Below are 15582 nucleotides of genomic sequence, written 5' to 3'. Positions count from 1 at the left end.
GCCGGATAGCTTCCCGAAGGGGAGGCGGACTGGGGTCAGGTTCTGTTCAACGCGAACCACCGGCGCGTCAGTGTCCAGATCGCACGATCGGGACACGCCAGGAGATTTTATGTCTGTAACTTCCCCCTCTCGCGAAGATTTCGCAGCTCTTCTCGAAGAATCCTTTGCCAAGAACGATCTGGCTGAAGGCTATGTCACCAAGGGCATCATCACCGCCATCGAAAAGGATGTCGCCGTTGTGGACGTCGGCCTCAAGGTCGAAGGCCGCATCGCGCTGAAGGAATTCGGTGCGCGCGCCAAGGACGGCACGCTCAAGGTCGGCGATGAAGTCGAAGTCTACGTCGAGCGTATCGAAAACGCGCTTGGCGAAGCCGTTCTGTCGCGCGAAAAGGCTCGCCGCGAGGAAAGCTGGATCAAGCTCGAAGCCAAGTTCGAAGCTGGCGAGCGCGTCGAAGGCGTCATCTTCAACCAGGTCAAGGGCGGCTTCACCGTCGATCTCGACGGCGCTATCGCCTTCCTGCCGCGTTCGCAGGTCGACATCCGTCCGATCCGCGACGTCACCCCGCTGATGCACAACCCGCAGCCCTTCGAAATCCTCAAGATGGACAAGCGTCGCGGCAACATCGTCGTATCGCGCCGTACGGTTCTGGAAGAGTCCCGTGCCGAGCAGCGTTCTGAAATCGTTCAGAACCTCGAAGAAGGCCAGGTTGTTGACGGCGTCGTCAAGAACATCACCGATTACGGTGCGTTCGTCGACCTCGGCGGCATCGACGGCCTGCTGCACGTCACCGACATGGCATGGCGCCGTGTGAACCATCCGTCGGAAATCCTGTCCATCGGCCAGCAGGTCAAGGTGCAGATCATCCGCATCAACCAGGAAACCCACCGTATCTCGCTCGGCATGAAGCAGCTCGAGAGCGATCCGTGGGATGGCATCCAGGCCAAGTATCCGGAAGGCAAGAAGATTTCCGGTACGGTCACGAACATCACCGACTACGGTGCGTTCGTCGAGCTGGAGCCGGGCATCGAAGGCCTCATCCACATCTCGGAAATGTCCTGGACCAAGAAGAACGTTCACCCCGGCAAGATCCTGTCCACGAGCCAGGAAGTCGAAGTCGTCGTTCTCGAAGTCGATCCGACCAAGCGTCGTATCTCGCTCGGCCTGAAGCAGACGCTGGAAAACCCGTGGGCAGCATTCGCCCGCAACCATCCGGCCGGCACCGAAGTCGAAGGCGAAGTCAAGAACAAGACCGAATTCGGTCTGTTCATCGGCCTCGACGGCGATGTGGACGGCATGGTGCACCTCTCCGACCTCGACTGGAACCGTCCGGGCGAACAGGTCATCGAGGAGTTCAACAAGGGTGACGTCGTCAAGGCCGTCGTTCTCGACGTCGACGTCGAGAAGGAACGCATCTCGCTCGGCATCAAGCAGCTCGGCAAGGACGCAGTCGGCGAAGCAGCCGCTTCCGGCGACCTGCGCAAGAATGCAGTCGTTTCCTGCGAAGTCATCGCAGTCAACGACGGCGGCATCGAAGTGAAGCTCGTCAACCACGAAGACATCACCTCGTTCATCCGCCGCGCCGATCTGTCGCGTGACCGTGACGAACAGCGTCCGGAGCGTTTCTCGGTTGGTCAGGTTGTCGACGCTCGCGTCACCAACTTCTCCAAGAAGGACCGCAAGATCATGCTGTCGATCAAGGCTCTGGAAATCGCGGAAGAGAAGGAAGCCGTCGCTCAGTTCGGTTCTTCCGACTCGGGCGCTTCGCTCGGCGATATCCTTGGCGCGGCTCTGAAGAACCGCAACGCCGAATAATCCCGGCTAAAACCTGGAAAACAAAAGACCCGCCGGAGCGATCCGGCGGGTTTTTCTTTGGCGGCCACGACATACCTGCGCCCGGCCGTTCCGCTCCCATGGCGCCTATTCCCAGGCCACCATGCGCCGATAGAAATCGAAGGCGTGATCGGTCAGGGGGTCGCGCAGAGGCTGCGGCAAGGCAACGAGCTCCGGCCGGACGCCTTCACCCTGCGGAGCGGTCGATGCGGCTTCGGATTCGTCGGCCTGCTCCTCGACCGCCTGTACCGGCGATTCGTCCGCATGGGCCTCGTCTTCGTCCTGATCCTGCGGGGTCTCCTCGTCACGAGCCTGCCCGCCCTCCTCGTCGCCGACGGGATCGACCCGATCGAGCAGTTTCGCTTCGCTTTTCCTGACGGGGGGTTCGGCCGGCAGATAATTCGCCACGACGAAGGGAACGCCAAGCGGAAGAGGCGCGGGCGTGGCCAACTGTTCCGCGGCCTCGTTCGCCGCCATCGACGCTGCGGACGACGCCTGGGCCGCCGGTTTGCCGGACAGCACGGCCGCGATGGCGGGCGCCTCGGGCTGCTCCGTCAACGATACCGGCACGGCCGTTACCGAGGCCGGGCTCCTGCCATTTTCATTGACGGCAGGCAATGGCGATGACGTCTGTGCGGCCGCGTTGCCGGTCAACGCCTGCGCGATGATTTTCTCGACCGACGACGACGGATTGCGGATGATCTGCAAAAGGTCGGGATCGGTTGCCATCGCAGGCGGGCTGATGACGACCTGAAGCCCCTGTTTGATATCGGCCTCTATCTGCTGGATATCGCGCGGCACCGGCGGCGGCGTCAGCGGCGATCTGATCAACGCCACCTCGCTCGGGAGTTCGGCTTCGGCGGCGATTGCCGTCAACAATGCTCCCGCAGCCAGATCATCGACAAGGGAAGCGAGCGCCGAAGCCTGGGCCGCAGCGTCGGCGATGCCAGTGGCAGGCGCAGTTTGCGCAGCGGCGGCGGTGGCATTTGGCGCCATCGTCTGTGCCGGAAGAGCTCCCGCGCCAGCAGCCGGCCCGGATACAGCCGGAACGGCCGCCTGTGGTGTCTGCTGCGGCGCCGACGCCGGTTGCGCATCCGGCTGGACCGCTGTTTGCGTGGATGCGGGTGTTGACAGCAACGGTTCTTCGGCGATGGTGGCGGCAAGAGCCGCTGCCGGAGCGGCGAGATCGGCCGGCTTCGGCGGTGGGGCCGCTGCCAGTGTCTGCGGGGCGGGCGTTTCCACTTCGCCGGCATTTTGTCCGTATGAATTGACGACCGCCTTCAGCACGGCATCGGGTTCGCCAGCCGATGCCTGTTCGAGGCTGAGAGCCAGCTGGATCGCCTGCGGATTTTCAGGATCCTCCAGTGCCTCCGCCAGAAGCGGCAATGGCAGCGGCGTGCTCATCTGCGTGTCCATCCGCTGCTGCGCCGCAACGAGCTGCGGCGGCGTCAGGCTGCGGATCGCGGCGGCGACGCGTTGCGCATAGGCGGCATTGCTCTCGCCCGGCTCGCGCGAAACATTCACCGCCTGAGCGGCGGCGTCGATTGCGGAAAGCAGGCTGTCGAACATCCGCTCGCGGGCCGCGACCAGCAGCATGTTCAACTTGCCCTCGACGCTGGCGTTGACCGTGCTCGATAGAACCGCAAGCGGCGTAGCCGCGGTCTGGAGTCCGGAGGTCTCGGCTGTCACGACAACCGGCTTTTCAGCCGTCACACCGACAGCGGATACGGCACCCACGGAAAGCAACATGACATGCTCCTTTGTCTGGCAGGGCGACGATGGAAGCTAGGGGCAGGTTCAATCAGGGTCCGCTCATGCGGCCGGTAGAACTTCGAGCGCCGGAAAACCGGAAGAGCGAAACGCGGACGCGTCGGGCCGGAAGTCAGCGATGAGGATAGCAGGGCGTTTCTTAACAGATTCCTAAACAAAAAAGACCAATGCCACTTTTGCGGCATCGGCCGGTGGATTTCGCTCTTTCGGCGAAACGATCAGCTATGCGCGAAGATATCCGTCTCTTCCCAGCCGAGCAGATCGAGCTTGGCGCGCGTCGGAAGGAAGGCGAAGCAATCGTCCGCATAGTCCATCCGCCCGTCGCGCAGCAGGCGTTGCGTCAGCTTCTCGCGCAGCGCGTGCAGATAAAGCACGTCGGAGGCCGCATATTCGAGCTGCGCCGGCGACAGGGTTTCCGCGGCCCAGTCCGACGACTGCTGCGCCTTGGAGATATCGACGTCGAGCATCTCCTTGAGATTGTCCTTCAACCCGTGCCGATCGGTGTAGGTGCGGCAGAGGCGCGAGGCGATCTTGGTGCAGAAGACCGGCGTGGTGGTGACGCCGAAGGTATGGAACAGCACGGCGATGTCGAAGCGGCCATAATGAAAGATCTTCTGGTGCGTCGGATCGGCCAGCATGGCGACGAGATTGGGCGCCTGTTTCTGACCCGCGGCGATGCGGATGACGTCGGCCGTGCCGTCGCCCGGCGAAAGCTGCACGACGCAAAGCCGGTCGCGGCGCGGAATGAGGCCGAGGGTCTCGGTATCGATGGCTATGGCGCCGGTGTAGCGGGCAGCGTCTTCGGCGGAAATATCGCCCTCGTGATAGCGGATGGTGGCAGCCATGAGATTCTCCCGGCTTTGTCTTTCTGAATTCGCGCTTTTCGTCCGTTCTATAGAACAGACGGGATGAGAACCATACCGCAGGCGCTCAAAATGTCGGCGGCGTGTTGATCCAGAGCAATATGGTCTCACCGTCATGCCGGTTGCGCCAGGAATGATAGCGGCGGCTTTCGAAATAAAGCGAATCGCCGGGCAGGAGGTCGAAGAACTGGTCGCTATCGAGCACCAGCTCCAGACGACCGGCGAGCACATGGATGAACTCCTCGCCCTCGTGGCGATAGGCCCCCTCGCTCGTCGCGCCGGGCGCGAGCACGAAGCGGTGGCAATCCATCATCGTCCTCCCTTCCGCCAGCAATTGCACGGTGACGCCCGGCGTCGTTGCCGGCCAGGCACGCCATTCGCCGGAGCGGATGAGCGCCGGGACATCCTCGCGCTCCTCTCCCGACAGGCGCGATACCGTCGTGCCGTAGTAATCCGCCAGGTCGTGGAGGGTCTTGAAGCTGACACCCTGCGAGGTGCGCTCAAGCGTCGAGAGCGTCGAGGAGGTCATACCCATGTCTGCGGCGACCTGCTCCAGCGTCCTGCCGGCGGCATGGCGCAGCGAACGAAGCCTGCGGCCGATATCCGACGATGCCAGCTGTTCGCCATTTTCCGGGCTGGCGGCACTTCCTTCCTCGGTCTCAAGCGCCTCGCGAATCGCCGCCGGATTGAGGCCACGCTCGGCGCGGAACCATGAAATGCGCTTCAGCCGCGCCACGTCTTCGGCGCTGTACTGGCGATGTCCGGTCTCCGAGCGGGAGGGAACGACAAGGCCCTGGCTTTCCCATAGCCGCAGGGTGGAAGCCGAGACGCCGGCAAGGCGTGCCGCTTCCGCCACCTTGTAGCGTACGGCGTGGCGCTCCGGCTCGATGCTGCTCATTGGCCAATGATCCCTGCTCTCTGGTCTTTCGATCCGTTTAGCATGGATGAAGCGCGGAATCGATTTAAGGAATTATGCCGCCATTCGGGGTGTGCAGCGTCTCCGCTGCATTTTGTCATCCGCACAAAATCCCGCTTGAAATCTTGCAGAAAAAATGTAGGAAATTTCTAAAGAACTTACAGAAGTTCTGCAAGATAATTCAAGACAGCTTTCTGGGAGCCCTGCAATGACCCTGACCGAACGGAAGAATGCCGCTATTTCCCGCGGCGTCGGCATGACGACGCAAATCTATGCCGACCGCGCTGAAAACGCCGAGATCTGGGATAAGGAAGGCAATCGCTATATCGATTTCGCCTCCGGCATTGCCGTGGTGAATACCGGCCACCGTCATCCCCGCGTTATTGCAGCCGTCAAGGAACAGCTCGATCGCTTCACCCACACCTGCCATCAGGTCGTGCCCTATGAAAGCTACGTGCATCTGGCCGAACGCCTCAACGCCATCGTCCCCGGCGACTTCGCCAAGAAGACGATTTTCGTGACGACGGGTGCGGAAGCGGTCGAAAACGCCGTCAAGATCGCCCGCGCCGCCACCGGCCGTTCCGCCATCATCGCCTTCGGCGGCGGCTTCCATGGCCGCACCTTCATGGGCATGGCGCTGACCGGCAAGGTGGCGCCCTACAAGATCGGCTTCGGCCCGATGCCGGGCGACGTCTTCCACGCGCCCTTCCCCGTGCCGCTGCACGGCGTCAGCGTCGAACAGTCGCTGGCAACGCTGAAGAAGCTTTTCGCCGCCGATGTCGATCCCCAGCGCGTGGCGGCCATCATTCTGGAACCTGTGCAAGGCGAAGGCGGTTTCTATCCGGCGCCATCCGCTTTCATGAAAGCGCTGCGCGAGATTTGCGACCAGCAAGGCATTCTTCTGATCGCCGATGAGGTGCAGACGGGTTTTGCACGCACCGGCAAGATGTTTGCGATGGATCATCATGAAGTGGCGGCCGATCTCGTCACCATGGCGAAGAGCCTTGCCGGCGGTTTCCCGCTCGCCGCCGTCACCGGCCGCGCCGAAATCATGGATGCGCCCGGACCTGGCGGCCTCGGCGGCACCTATGGCGGCAATCCGCTGGGGATCGCCGCAGCCCATGCCGTGCTCGACGTCATCGCCGACGAGGGCCTGTGCGACCGCGCCAACCAGCTCGGCTCGCGCCTCAAGCAAAGGCTGGAATCGCTGCGCGACAAGGTGCCTGAAATCGCCGACATTCGTGGGCCCGGCTTCATGAATGCCGTGGAATTCAACGATGCGACGACGAAGCTGCCGAGCGCGGATTTCGCCAACAAGGTGCGGCTGATCGCTCTCGACAAGGGGCTGATCCTGCTGACCTGCGGCGTCCACGGCAATGTCATCCGCTTCCTGTCGCCGATCACCATTCAGGACGGCGTGTTCAGCGAGGCGCTCGACATTCTCGAGGCATCGCTGCTGCAGGCAAGCGCCTCGCGCTAACGGGCGCAACCCCCGTATTTCCTTTATTCGCCCGTGCGGTTGGCCGGGCGAAAACCTGTCGGAGTGCATAGCATGTCCTTTACATCAGCAATGACCAAGCATGTTCCCTTCTCCTCGCGCTTCCTGCGCGCCGCCGGCTATATCAACGGCGCCTGGACGGCGGGGGGCGCAACCGAGACATTCGATGTCATCAATCCCGCCACCGGCGAAGTGCTCGCCTCGCTGCCCGACATGGGTGCTGCCGAGACGACCGCCGCGATCGATGCCGCTTCCATCGCCCAGGTCGCCTGGGCCGCCCGTCCGGCCAAGGATCGCGCCGCGATCCTGCGGAAATGGTTCGATCTGATGGTCGCCAATGCCGATGATCTCGCCGCGATCCTGACGGCCGAAATGGGCAAGCCGCTGCCGGAAGCCAAAGGCGAGATCCTCTATGCCGCGTCCTATGTCGAATGGTATGCGGAAGAGGCCAAGCGCATCTACGGCGAAACCATCCCCGCCCCCTCCAACGACAAGCGCATGGTGGTCATCAAGCAGCCTGTCGGCGTCGTCGGCACGATCACGCCCTGGAACTTCCCAGCGGCGATGATCGCCCGCAAGATCGCGCCGGCGCTGGCCGTCGGCTGCACCGTCGTCTCCAAGCCTGCCGAGCAGACGCCGCTGACGGCGATCGCACTGGCCGTTCTGGCCGAAGAGGCGGGCGTTCCGGCCGGCGTTCTCAACATCATCGTCGGCATCGACGGCCCGGCGATCGGCCGCGAGCTTTGCGGCAATGCGAAGGTGCGCAAAATCAGCTTCACCGGCTCGACCGAGGTCGGCCGCATCCTGATGCGCCAGTGCGCCGACCAGATCAAGAAAGTCAGCCTCGAGCTCGGCGGCAACGCGCCCTTCATCGTGTTCGACGACGCGGATCTCGATGCCGCCGTGGAAGGGGCGATGGCGTCGAAATACCGCAATGCCGGCCAGACCTGCGTCTGCGCCAACCGCATCTATGTCCAGTCCAGCGTCTATGACGCCTTTGCGGCCAAGCTTGCCGCCAAAGTGAGCGAACTTTCCGTCGGCGACGGCTTCAAGCCGGGGGTGACGGTCGGGCCGCTGATCGACGAACAGGGCGTCGCCAAGGCCGAGGACCATGTACAGGACGCCGTGTCGAAAGGCGCCCGCATCGTGCTCGGCGGCAAACGCATCGAGGGTGCCGGCACCTTCTTTGCGCCGACCATCCTGACAGGCGTCGGCCGGAGCATGAAGGTCGCGCGCGAGGAGACCTTCGGCCCGGTCGCGCCGCTCTTCCGCTTCGACACCGTCGAGGACGTCATCGCGCAGGCGAACGACACCGAATTCGGCCTTGCCGCCTATTTCTTCGCCGGCGACCTCAAGAAGGTCTGGCGTGTGGCGGAAGCGCTGGAATACGGCATGGTCGGCATCAATACCGGCCTGATGTCGACGGAGACGGCGCCGTTCGGCGGTATCAAGCAATCCGGCCTCGGCCGTGAAGGCTCGCGCCATGGCGCCGACGACTATCTGGAAATGAAATATCTCTGCATCGGCAATCTATAGCCGGCAAATCAAGTCGAGCTAATGTGAACGCGGCCCTTCCACAGACGGGCCGCGCTCAATCGACCGGTGTGAAACGCGCCGGTATCGAGATTGAGCCTGAGACCGTTGACTTCGGCTCGCCGGATGGGCGTATGGCCGTGGACGATCAGCTTCGGCAGCGGCTGGGCACTGTCGTAGAAGCGGGAACGGATGAAAACGAGGTCGTCGTCCCGCTGCTCCGAGATCGGACGATCGGGATCTATGCCGGCATGAACGAACAATGCTTCCGGCGTGTCCAGCAGGATCGGCAGCCGGCGCAGGAAAGTGACGTGATCGTCAGGCAACCAGGTTCGGATGAAGGCATCGAGCGTCTTCTGCTTGGGATATTGCTCTTTCAGTTTCGGGATATCCACGCCATAGGACGCCAGCGTTGCATCGCCGCCGAGCCCGACCCAATCCTCCAGCGATATCTCGCCATCGACATAGGCAAGCATCGCCATCTCATGATTTCCGGTCAGGCAGATGCGATCGAAACCGTTCGGCGGCGGCGCCATGATCCGGCCGACGACCTGCGCCGAGGCGGGCCCGCGATCGATGTAATCACCCAGCATGATAATGAGCTTTCGGCCCGGCAGCCCTGCCGCATCGGCGACGATCTTGCGCTCCAGCGCACTCAGGAGATCATAGCGGCCATGGACATCGCCGATGACGTAGGTGGGCATGTCAAGATGATCGAGCCGCTCGCGACGTCGCCGATGGCCGAAGCCATTTGCCATTTTTTCGCGTATTCTAGATGCCGCCATGAAACTGCCTTTCGAGCGCACACCCCGGAACGCCTTAACTGTGTCTGCAAAAAGGACTCAAAAGCGACGATTCTTTGCCAAAAAGGCGGAAATCATCACCCATGACGATGCCGGCCGCGAGATCGGGCCTGCGGCATCGGCCTTGCTTGCGGCAAAGCGTCCCGAATGGTTCCTTTATGCCTTGGAGAAAGTTGACAGTGCGTATCCGCAATCCTATCGCGCTAGAACCTTTCCGCTTTTCCTCGAATCGCGAAAAGCTCCATCCTTCTGTTCTCACGCAATTCCGGACGGAAAACCGCTACGCACTTTTCCTGGAATTGCTTCTGGCGGACTCGGCAGGACAGTTGCCGATTGCCGGGCGAAACGACACCACACCGACCTGGAACATCACACCTATGGCGCCTGTAAATTTATCGTGAAGCTGTGATGGATCCGACGACAGCGCTCGAACTCTGCCGCTTTCTGCACGACGCATCCCTGATGCTTCTGTGGGGCTCCTGCGCCTATCTCTCCCTTCTGGTGCCGAAGGCGATTGCGGATATTGTCTGGCGCGGGATGGCAATGCCGTTTTTGCTGATCGCGCTGGTGGGTGGCCTGGCGATGCTGATATCGCTGCCTGCGGCCACCGCCATTATCGGGAATGGATGGAGCGATGCGCTCGATGTCGGCATGGTGCACGATGTCCTGTTCGACACCACCGTCGGGCGAGCATGGCAGGCACAGGCGCTGACCACCGCGATGATGGTTTGCGCCTTCCTGCTGCCCGAGAGCTGGCGCCGCCATGGGCTGGCCCTGGCCTCCGGCCTGGGGCTGGCGGCGCTCTCGCTGACCGGTCACGCCTCGATGCTAGAGGGGTGGCTGCGCCAAGCGCATCGCGCCAACGATATCCTTCATGTACTGACCGGCGGCGGCTGGCTGGGGGCGCTGGTGCCGTTGATCCCTATTCTGCGGCTTCTCGGGCGGCCGGACTGCAGGGCGGCCGCGCAACGGGCGTTGCGCCGGTTCTCCAATGCCGGGCATGCTGCGGTCGCGCTCGTCATCCTCTCCGGCCTCGTCAATACCATGCTGATCCTGAAACGGCTGCCGACGGACTGGTCGTCGCCCTACCAGACGCTGCTCGCGCTCAAGATCGCTCTGGTCGCCGTCATGGCGTTGCTGGCGATCGTCAATCGCTATGTCTTCGTTCCCTGGATCGGCCGCAATCCCGGCCGCGCGCTGCATGCCCTCCGGCTGGGAAGCATCGCCGAAATCGCCATCGGCATGCTGGTGATCGGGCTGGTTTCGGTCTTCGGAATGCTGGAGCCGGCATAGAGCAATTCCAGGAAAAGAACATAGCGGTTTTCCGTCCGGAATTGCTTGAGAACAAAAGGATGGGGCGTTTTCGCGATTCGAGGAAAAGCGGAAAGGCTCCAATCTATGGAAGCTTTGCCCGCTCGGCCCCACCGAGAGACTTCACCACGGCGCGAGCGGCTGCCGCATCGCTGGTCGCCGGCCTGTATTCCAGGCCCACCCTGCCGCGATAGCCATGGGCGAACAGCCAATCCAGCCGCTCCGCCAGATCGATATCGCCGGTGCCGGGATCGTTGCGGCCGGGATGATCGGCGACATGAAGATGCACGATGCGGTCGATGCGATCACCGACGACCTCGCGCGTATCCTCGCCCATGACGGCGGAATGATAGAGATCGTAGACGATGCCGATTTCCGCGCGGCCGACTTCGTCGACGATATCCAGGCCCTCGGCCGTCGACGACAGATAATAGCCGACATGGTCGATCTTCGTATTCAGCGGCTCAAGGCCGAGCCGAACACCGGACCCCTGCAGAATATCGGCGCCGGCGCTGAGGGCGCCGACGAGGGCGGCCCGCTGGTCGGCACGCGAAAACTCCGGCTGATCGTCGCCGGCCTGCGCGATCAGGACCTGGGCGCCGAGGCGCTGCGCCACGGCGACGGACTTGCGCAAACCGTCCAGCCAGGCCTCCTTGTTCGCCGGATTCGTCAGCGCGATCATCGGCTCCGCCACCAGGCCGGAAACCGCGATGCCGGTCTCGGCAACCGCGGCGGCGATGGCATCGACATCCTTGTTCGTCCAACGCCAGAACTCGATCGCATCGAGCCCCGCCTCATGCGCCAGCCGCACGCGATCCGCAAAGGCGTCGCCGTCGCGCGCAAACAACCACTCGATACAAGCCGAAAATTGCCGCATGAAATTCTCCTCCCGCACTTTTCCCAGCAATGCGCGGGATCGGCGGCGGCCGCAAGAGGGTCAGCGCTGAATATGCGGAGGGCGCCTCGCCGATGAATCGATGGCTTCCACGTTCATTGCGGAGAGAACGCGCATGTCCCGGCGGAAATCGGAAGGCGTCATGCCGGCAATGTGGCGGAAGGACTTGTTGAAGGCGCTGATCGAGCCGAAACCACTGTCCATGGCAACCTGCAGGACATTGGCGCCGTCGCGCATCAGCATCGCCTGGGCGCGCGAAAGACGCAGCAGGCTCACATATTTGGCCAGCGTCATGCCGGTGGACTTCTTGAAGAGGTTCATGGCGTATTTCGGATGGAGACGCGCCGCCTTGGCGATATCGACCGTATCGATATCGTGCAGAAAATTGTCGGCGATGAAATCGCACATTCGCGCCAGGCTGCGCGAGGATTGCGGATGGGCCTGCTCGCTTGCCAGGTTTCCCTGCCGTTCCGGCACCATGCGGTACGGCTCGAAGGCGATGCGCTCCAGGCGCAGGAGAAGTTCGGCAACGGCATGTTCCGCCCTGGCACCGTCGTCGGACATGACATAACGGTGCCATCGGGCGAAATTCTCGTCATCGGCGGCATCGGTCGCCGAGCTGATGAGGGCCTGCCCGCGGATGAGGCGCCCGGAAATATCGAGCGGCAGACGCAGGCGGAAGAAATGCACGAGCGGCAGATGCGCGCCCGCATAGATCGCGTCGTCGGACAATTCGTCCAGCTGATGCGGCTGTCCGCCCCAGAAAAGGCAGATCTCGCCGGCTCTCAAAGTAAGCTCGTGGTTGCCTATGCGGTAGTGCACGGTGCCGCGAACGATGTAATTCACTTCCACCTGCGCGTGCCAATGCGGCTTTGCCATCGGCAACGGATGGTTATGGAACATCTGAAGGACATTCGGGAGCCCTTCGACGCTGCTCGCGCCCGGCTGATAAATTGCCCGTTGACCTACCTTACTTTTCGCCAAGTCGATGTTCCTTTTTTAGGAGACAGAAGCGTACGGGCAGCTAGTTTAAGCGTGTTCTCTTGAGGACGGCAATTGAAAAGGGAGGATTTTCAATGCGTTTAAAACTTGCTGGAGCGACGGCGCTTGCTGCCTTGCTCGCTTCCGGTTCCGCTTTCGCGGAACAAACCACCATCACAGTCTGGAGCTGGAACATCGCCGCGTCGGCGCTGAAATCCACGCTCGAGGGATTCAACAAGAAATATCCCGATATCAAGGTCGATGTGCAGGACATCGGCAACCCGCAGGTCTTCGATAAAATGCTGGCTGCATGCGCGGCCGGCGGCGACGGTCTGCCCGACGTCATGTCGATCGAAAACCACAAGGCTTCGATCTTCTGGAACCGCTTTCCGGACTGCCTGACCGACCTGACGAAGCTCGGCTATAATGATGCACTCAAGAAGCAGTTCCCGGATTTCAAGCGCGCCGAGCTCGAAGTCGGCGACGCCGCCTATGCAATGCCATGGGATTCCGGCCCGGTCACCATGTTCTATCGCCGCGACATGTATGAAAAGGCAGGCGTCGATCCGGCAACGATCAAGACCTGGGACGATTTCATCGCCGCCGGCAAAAAGATCTCCGCCGCCAATCCCGGCGTTGTGATGACGCAAGCCGATCTCAATGGCGACAGCGAATGGTTCCGCATGCTCGCCAACGAACAGGGCTGCGGCTACTTCTCGAATGACAGCCAGAGCATCACCGTCAACCAGCCCGGCTGCGTCCAGGCGCTGGACAAGGTAAAGGAAATCAAGGACGCCGGCCTGATGACCGCGGCGAACTGGAACGAGAAAATCCAGGCGAACACGGCAAGCAAGGTGGCATCGCAGCTCTATGGCGGCTGGTACGAAGGCACCGTTCGCTCGACCTCGCCGGATCTCGCGGGCAAATGGGGCGTCTATCCGATGCCGAGCATGACGGCCGACGGCCCGCATGCGGCCAATCTCGGCGGCTCGTCGCTGGCGATCTCGAACGGCTCCAAGAACAAGGAAGCCGCCTGGAAATTCCTCGAATACACGCTCGGCACCAATGAGGGCCAGGTGACGATGCTGAAGTCCTTCGGGCTTGTGCCGTCGCTGCTGACGGCGGTTCAGGATCCCTTCGTCAACCAGCCGCAGCCCTATTGGGGCGGGCAAAAAGTCTGGGCCGATATCCTCGCCACCCTGCCGAAAATCCGCCCGAGCCCCGGCACCCAGTATTTCAGCGACGCCGATGAAATCATAAAGGCCGTACAGACGAAATACCTTGCCGGCGGCTATCCAAACGGCAAGGCCGCGCTCGACGATGCGGCCCAGCAGATCGCCTCGGCGACAGGTCTGCCGCTCGCGAAATGAGTGACACTGCCGGGCGCGCATCCCAAGCCGCGCCCGGCATCCCCGCCGCTCTCAGGGCGGCGGGGATGCGGTCATGAGTCATTTCACCGCGCATAAAGGAGAAGGATTTCATGCGGTTGCGAAACCGGAGCGCCTACGCGTTCCTTGCACCCTATCTTCTGGTGTTCGCCGCTTTCTGGGTCTGGCCGATCATCGATTCGTTTCTGATCTCGTTCCAGAACACGCGTGTCAATCCATGGGTATTCAACACCTCGATCAACTGGGGGCGCCTGTTCGGCGACCCGGCCTTCTACAACGCGCTTCAAAACACGCTGATTATCCTGATCGTTCAGGTCCCCGTCATGATCACGCTCGCCACGGTCATGGCGGTGCTGCTGAACTCGCCGCTGTTGAAGGCGCGTAGCATTTTTCGCTTTGCTTTCTTCGCGCCCGTGGTCGTCGGCGAAGTGGCCTATGCCGCCGTGTTCCGCCTGATGTTCAACGTCGACTTCGGTATCATCAACAAGCTTCTCGGCACGGTCGGCATCGCACCGGTTTCGTGGTTCGCCGAATCGCATGCCGCCATGCTGCTCATCATCATCGCCGTCACCTGGCGCTGGGCCGGCTATAACGCCATCATCATCCTTTCCGGGCTGCAATCGATCCCCGAGGATGTCTACGAGGCCGCAACGCTCGACCGCGTCAGCCGTTTCAAGCAGTTCATCCACATCACCCTGCCGCTCCTGAAGCCGATCATCCTCTTCTGCGTCGTGCTGTCCGTCATCGGCACCATGCAGCTCTTCACCGAACCATATCTGATCACCAACAGGGGCGGTCCCGGCGGCGGGACGGAGACGCTCGGCCTCCTGCTCTATCGCCAGGCCTTCCAGTCGACCAACTTCGGCTATGCCTCGGCGATCGCCTACACGATGGCAGCGCTCGCTGTGGTCATCTCTCTTCTCAATCTCTGGGTGGGGCGCGAACCGAAATGAAATCGAAGTCCAAATCCACTCTCATCCGCTCGCTTGCCTTGCACGGCCTGCTGGCACCGCTCGCCATAATCTGGCTGTTTCCGCTCTGGATGATGTTCGTCTTCTCGACCATGCCCGACTACGGCATCTTCAGTCCCGGCATCATCCTGACACCGTCGACGGGTTTCCTGGACAACGTCCGGAACCTGCAGGCCGATACCAACTTCATCGGCGCCATGACGATCTCCATCGTCGTCGCCGTCGTCTATACCGTCCTGTCCGTGCTGCTGACCTCGATGGCCGGGTGGGCTCTGGCGCGCTACCAGTTCGCCGGCCGTTCGGGCGTCATCGGCATCATCCTCGGCACGATCACGCTGCCCTATTCCGTCGTCGTCATTCCGCAGTTCATCATGGTGGCTCGCGATTTCGGGCTGGCCAATTCATGGGTCGCGCTGATCGTCCCGCCTCTTTTCAATTCGCTCGGCGTGCTGTTCATGCGCCAGGCCTTCTCGATGATGCCGGGCGAGCTTTTCGACGCGGCCCGCGTCGAGGGCGTCAAGGAATGGCAGATCTTCCTGCGCATCGCCCTGCCGCTGGCGCGGCCGACCATGGCGGCGCTCGCCATCATCCTGTTCCTGGCTTCCTGGAACAATTACCTCTGGCCGCTGCTCATCAATTCCCGGCCGGGGATGATGACCGCGCCCGTGGCGCTCGGAACGCTGATCGGACTCACCAGGGTCTCCTGGGGCGGCATCATGGCCGGCGCCGTGATGCTGACGGCGCCGATCCTCATCGTCTTCGTTCTCCTGCAGCGCCACTTCATCGCCGGCATTGCCGCCGGCGCAATCAAATAATTCCGGG

General features: G+C 62.2%; 14 protein-coding genes. 8 read left to right on the top strand and 6 right to left on the bottom strand.

The features are described 5' to 3' along the window. Positions 1–109 precede the first annotated feature (109 nt). Positions 110–1813: a 30S ribosomal protein S1 gene (gene rpsA / locus ACJJVH_RS16425; protein ID WP_112795593.1), complete on the top strand. Its 1704-nt coding sequence runs from the start codon at positions 110–112 to the stop codon at positions 1811–1813. Between the two features lie 105 nt (positions 1814–1918). On the opposite strand, the gene ACJJVH_RS16420 is transcribed toward rpsA, so the two are convergent. The 3 genes from ACJJVH_RS16420 to ACJJVH_RS16410 form a co-directional block, all read right to left on the bottom strand. Beyond that, positions 1919–3580, bottom strand: coding sequence for a hypothetical protein (locus ACJJVH_RS16420; protein ID WP_412064362.1), 1662 nt, complete (start codon positions 3578–3580; stop codon positions 1919–1921). A 239-nt stretch (positions 3581–3819) separates the two neighbouring features. Next, positions 3820–4446, bottom strand: a complete 627-nt coding sequence (locus ACJJVH_RS16415) for a ribonuclease D (protein ID WP_112795595.1) — start codon at positions 4444–4446, stop codon at positions 3820–3822. Between the two features lie 85 nt (positions 4447–4531). Beyond that, positions 4532–5362, bottom strand: a complete 831-nt coding sequence (locus tag ACJJVH_RS16410; RefSeq protein WP_112795596.1) for a MerR family transcriptional regulator — start codon at positions 5360–5362, stop codon at positions 4532–4534. A gap of 226 nt (positions 5363–5588) precedes the next feature. On the opposite strand from ACJJVH_RS16410, the gene ACJJVH_RS16405 reads away from it, so the two are divergent. Both ACJJVH_RS16405 and ACJJVH_RS16400 read left to right on the top strand, forming a co-directional pair. Next, a complete protein-coding gene (locus tag ACJJVH_RS16405; protein ID WP_412064361.1) occupies positions 5589–6860 on the top strand; it encodes a 4-aminobutyrate--2-oxoglutarate transaminase in 1272 nt (423 codons plus the stop codon). A 72-nt stretch (positions 6861–6932) separates the two neighbouring features. After that, a complete protein-coding gene (locus tag ACJJVH_RS16400) occupies positions 6933–8414 on the top strand; it encodes an NAD-dependent succinate-semialdehyde dehydrogenase (protein ID WP_412064360.1) in 1482 nt (493 codons plus the stop codon). A gap of 8 nt (positions 8415–8422) precedes the next feature. On the opposite strand, the gene ACJJVH_RS16395 is transcribed toward ACJJVH_RS16400, so the two are convergent. Beyond that, the gene (locus ACJJVH_RS16395) at positions 8423–9196 is read right to left on the bottom strand and encodes a metallophosphoesterase (protein WP_412064359.1); all 774 of its coding nucleotides are present in this window, start codon (positions 9194–9196) and stop codon (positions 8423–8425) included. Between ACJJVH_RS16395 and ACJJVH_RS16390 the strand changes: the two genes are divergently transcribed. Next, positions 9195–9623 carry a hypothetical protein gene (locus ACJJVH_RS16390; protein WP_412064358.1) on the top strand — a complete coding sequence of 143 codons (429 nt, stop codon included), beginning with the start codon at positions 9195–9197 and terminating at the stop codon, positions 9621–9623. The genes ACJJVH_RS16395 and ACJJVH_RS16390 overlap by 2 nt on opposite strands. Continuing rightward, complete coding sequence (gene copD / locus ACJJVH_RS16385) at positions 9623–10507, top strand: copper homeostasis membrane protein CopD (RefSeq protein WP_113393585.1); 885 nt, start codon at positions 9623–9625, stop codon at positions 10505–10507. Before ACJJVH_RS16390 ends, copD begins: the two co-directional genes overlap by 1 nt. A gap of 103 nt (positions 10508–10610) precedes the next feature. Here the strand turns inward: copD and ACJJVH_RS16380 are convergent, their stop codons facing one another. Further along, the gene (locus ACJJVH_RS16380; protein WP_412064357.1) at positions 10611–11402 is read right to left on the bottom strand and encodes a TIM barrel protein; all 792 of its coding nucleotides are present in this window, start codon (positions 11400–11402) and stop codon (positions 10611–10613) included. Positions 11403–11462: 60 nt separating this feature from the next. After that, entirely contained in the window at positions 11463–12410 is a 948-nt protein-coding gene (locus ACJJVH_RS16375) for a helix-turn-helix domain-containing protein (protein ID WP_112795603.1), read from the bottom strand. Between the two features lie 86 nt (positions 12411–12496). Here ACJJVH_RS16375 and ACJJVH_RS16370 point away from each other — a divergent pair, with 86 nt between their 5' ends. From ACJJVH_RS16370 to ACJJVH_RS16360, 3 genes are all read left to right on the top strand, one after another. Continuing rightward, positions 12497–13771 (top strand): ABC transporter substrate-binding protein, encoded by a 1275-nt coding sequence (locus ACJJVH_RS16370; protein ID WP_112795604.1) that lies wholly within the window; start codon positions 12497–12499, stop codon positions 13769–13771. Between the two features lie 110 nt (positions 13772–13881). After that, positions 13882–14742 (top strand): carbohydrate ABC transporter permease, encoded by an 861-nt coding sequence (locus tag ACJJVH_RS16365; RefSeq protein WP_112795605.1) that lies wholly within the window; start codon positions 13882–13884, stop codon positions 14740–14742. Beyond that, positions 14739–15575, top strand: coding sequence for a carbohydrate ABC transporter permease (locus tag ACJJVH_RS16360; RefSeq protein WP_113357876.1), 837 nt, complete (start codon positions 14739–14741; stop codon positions 15573–15575). Before ACJJVH_RS16365 ends, ACJJVH_RS16360 begins: the two co-directional genes overlap by 4 nt. The last annotated feature ends 7 nt before the right edge of the window (positions 15576–15582 follow it).

Source organism: Rhizobium sp. SYY.PMSO (assembly GCF_046840415.1).
In the GTDB taxonomy this organism is placed as follows: domain Bacteria; phylum Pseudomonadota; class Alphaproteobacteria; order Rhizobiales; family Rhizobiaceae; genus Rhizobium.
The sequence above is the reverse complement of the archived record's forward strand: the minus strand, read 5'-3'. Positions and strand labels throughout refer to the sequence as shown.

Excerpts from the sequence above, each read along its gene's own strand:
- ACJJVH_RS16395 (WP_412064359.1), bottom strand. The coding sequence starts at position 9,196 with ATGGCGGCATCTAGAATACGCGAAAAAATGGCAAATGGCTTCGGCCAT.
- ACJJVH_RS16420 (WP_412064362.1), bottom strand. The coding sequence starts at position 3,580 with ATGTTGCTTTCCGTGGGTGCCGTATCCGCTGTCGGTGTGACGGCTGAA.
- ACJJVH_RS16390 (WP_412064358.1), top strand. The coding sequence starts at position 9,195 with ATGAAACTGCCTTTCGAGCGCACACCCCGGAACGCCTTAACTGTGTCT.
- ACJJVH_RS16365 (WP_112795605.1), top strand. The coding sequence starts at position 13,882 with ATGCGGTTGCGAAACCGGAGCGCCTACGCGTTCCTTGCACCCTATCTT.
- ACJJVH_RS16415 (WP_112795595.1), bottom strand. The coding sequence starts at position 4,446 with ATGGCTGCCACCATCCGCTATCACGAGGGCGATATTTCCGCCGAAGAC.
- ACJJVH_RS16410 (WP_112795596.1), bottom strand. The coding sequence starts at position 5,362 with ATGAGCAGCATCGAGCCGGAGCGCCACGCCGTACGCTACAAGGTGGCG.
- rpsA (WP_112795593.1), top strand. The coding sequence starts at position 110 with ATGTCTGTAACTTCCCCCTCTCGCGAAGATTTCGCAGCTCTTCTCGAA.
- copD (WP_113393585.1), top strand. The coding sequence starts at position 9,623 with ATGGATCCGACGACAGCGCTCGAACTCTGCCGCTTTCTGCACGACGCA.
- ACJJVH_RS16400 (WP_412064360.1), top strand. The coding sequence starts at position 6,933 with ATGTCCTTTACATCAGCAATGACCAAGCATGTTCCCTTCTCCTCGCGC.
- ACJJVH_RS16405 (WP_412064361.1), top strand. The coding sequence starts at position 5,589 with ATGACCCTGACCGAACGGAAGAATGCCGCTATTTCCCGCGGCGTCGGC.
- ACJJVH_RS16370 (WP_112795604.1), top strand. The coding sequence starts at position 12,497 with ATGCGTTTAAAACTTGCTGGAGCGACGGCGCTTGCTGCCTTGCTCGCT.
- ACJJVH_RS16380 (WP_412064357.1), bottom strand. The coding sequence starts at position 11,402 with ATGCGGCAATTTTCGGCTTGTATCGAGTGGTTGTTTGCGCGCGACGGC.
- ACJJVH_RS16360 (WP_113357876.1), top strand. The coding sequence starts at position 14,739 with ATGAAATCGAAGTCCAAATCCACTCTCATCCGCTCGCTTGCCTTGCAC.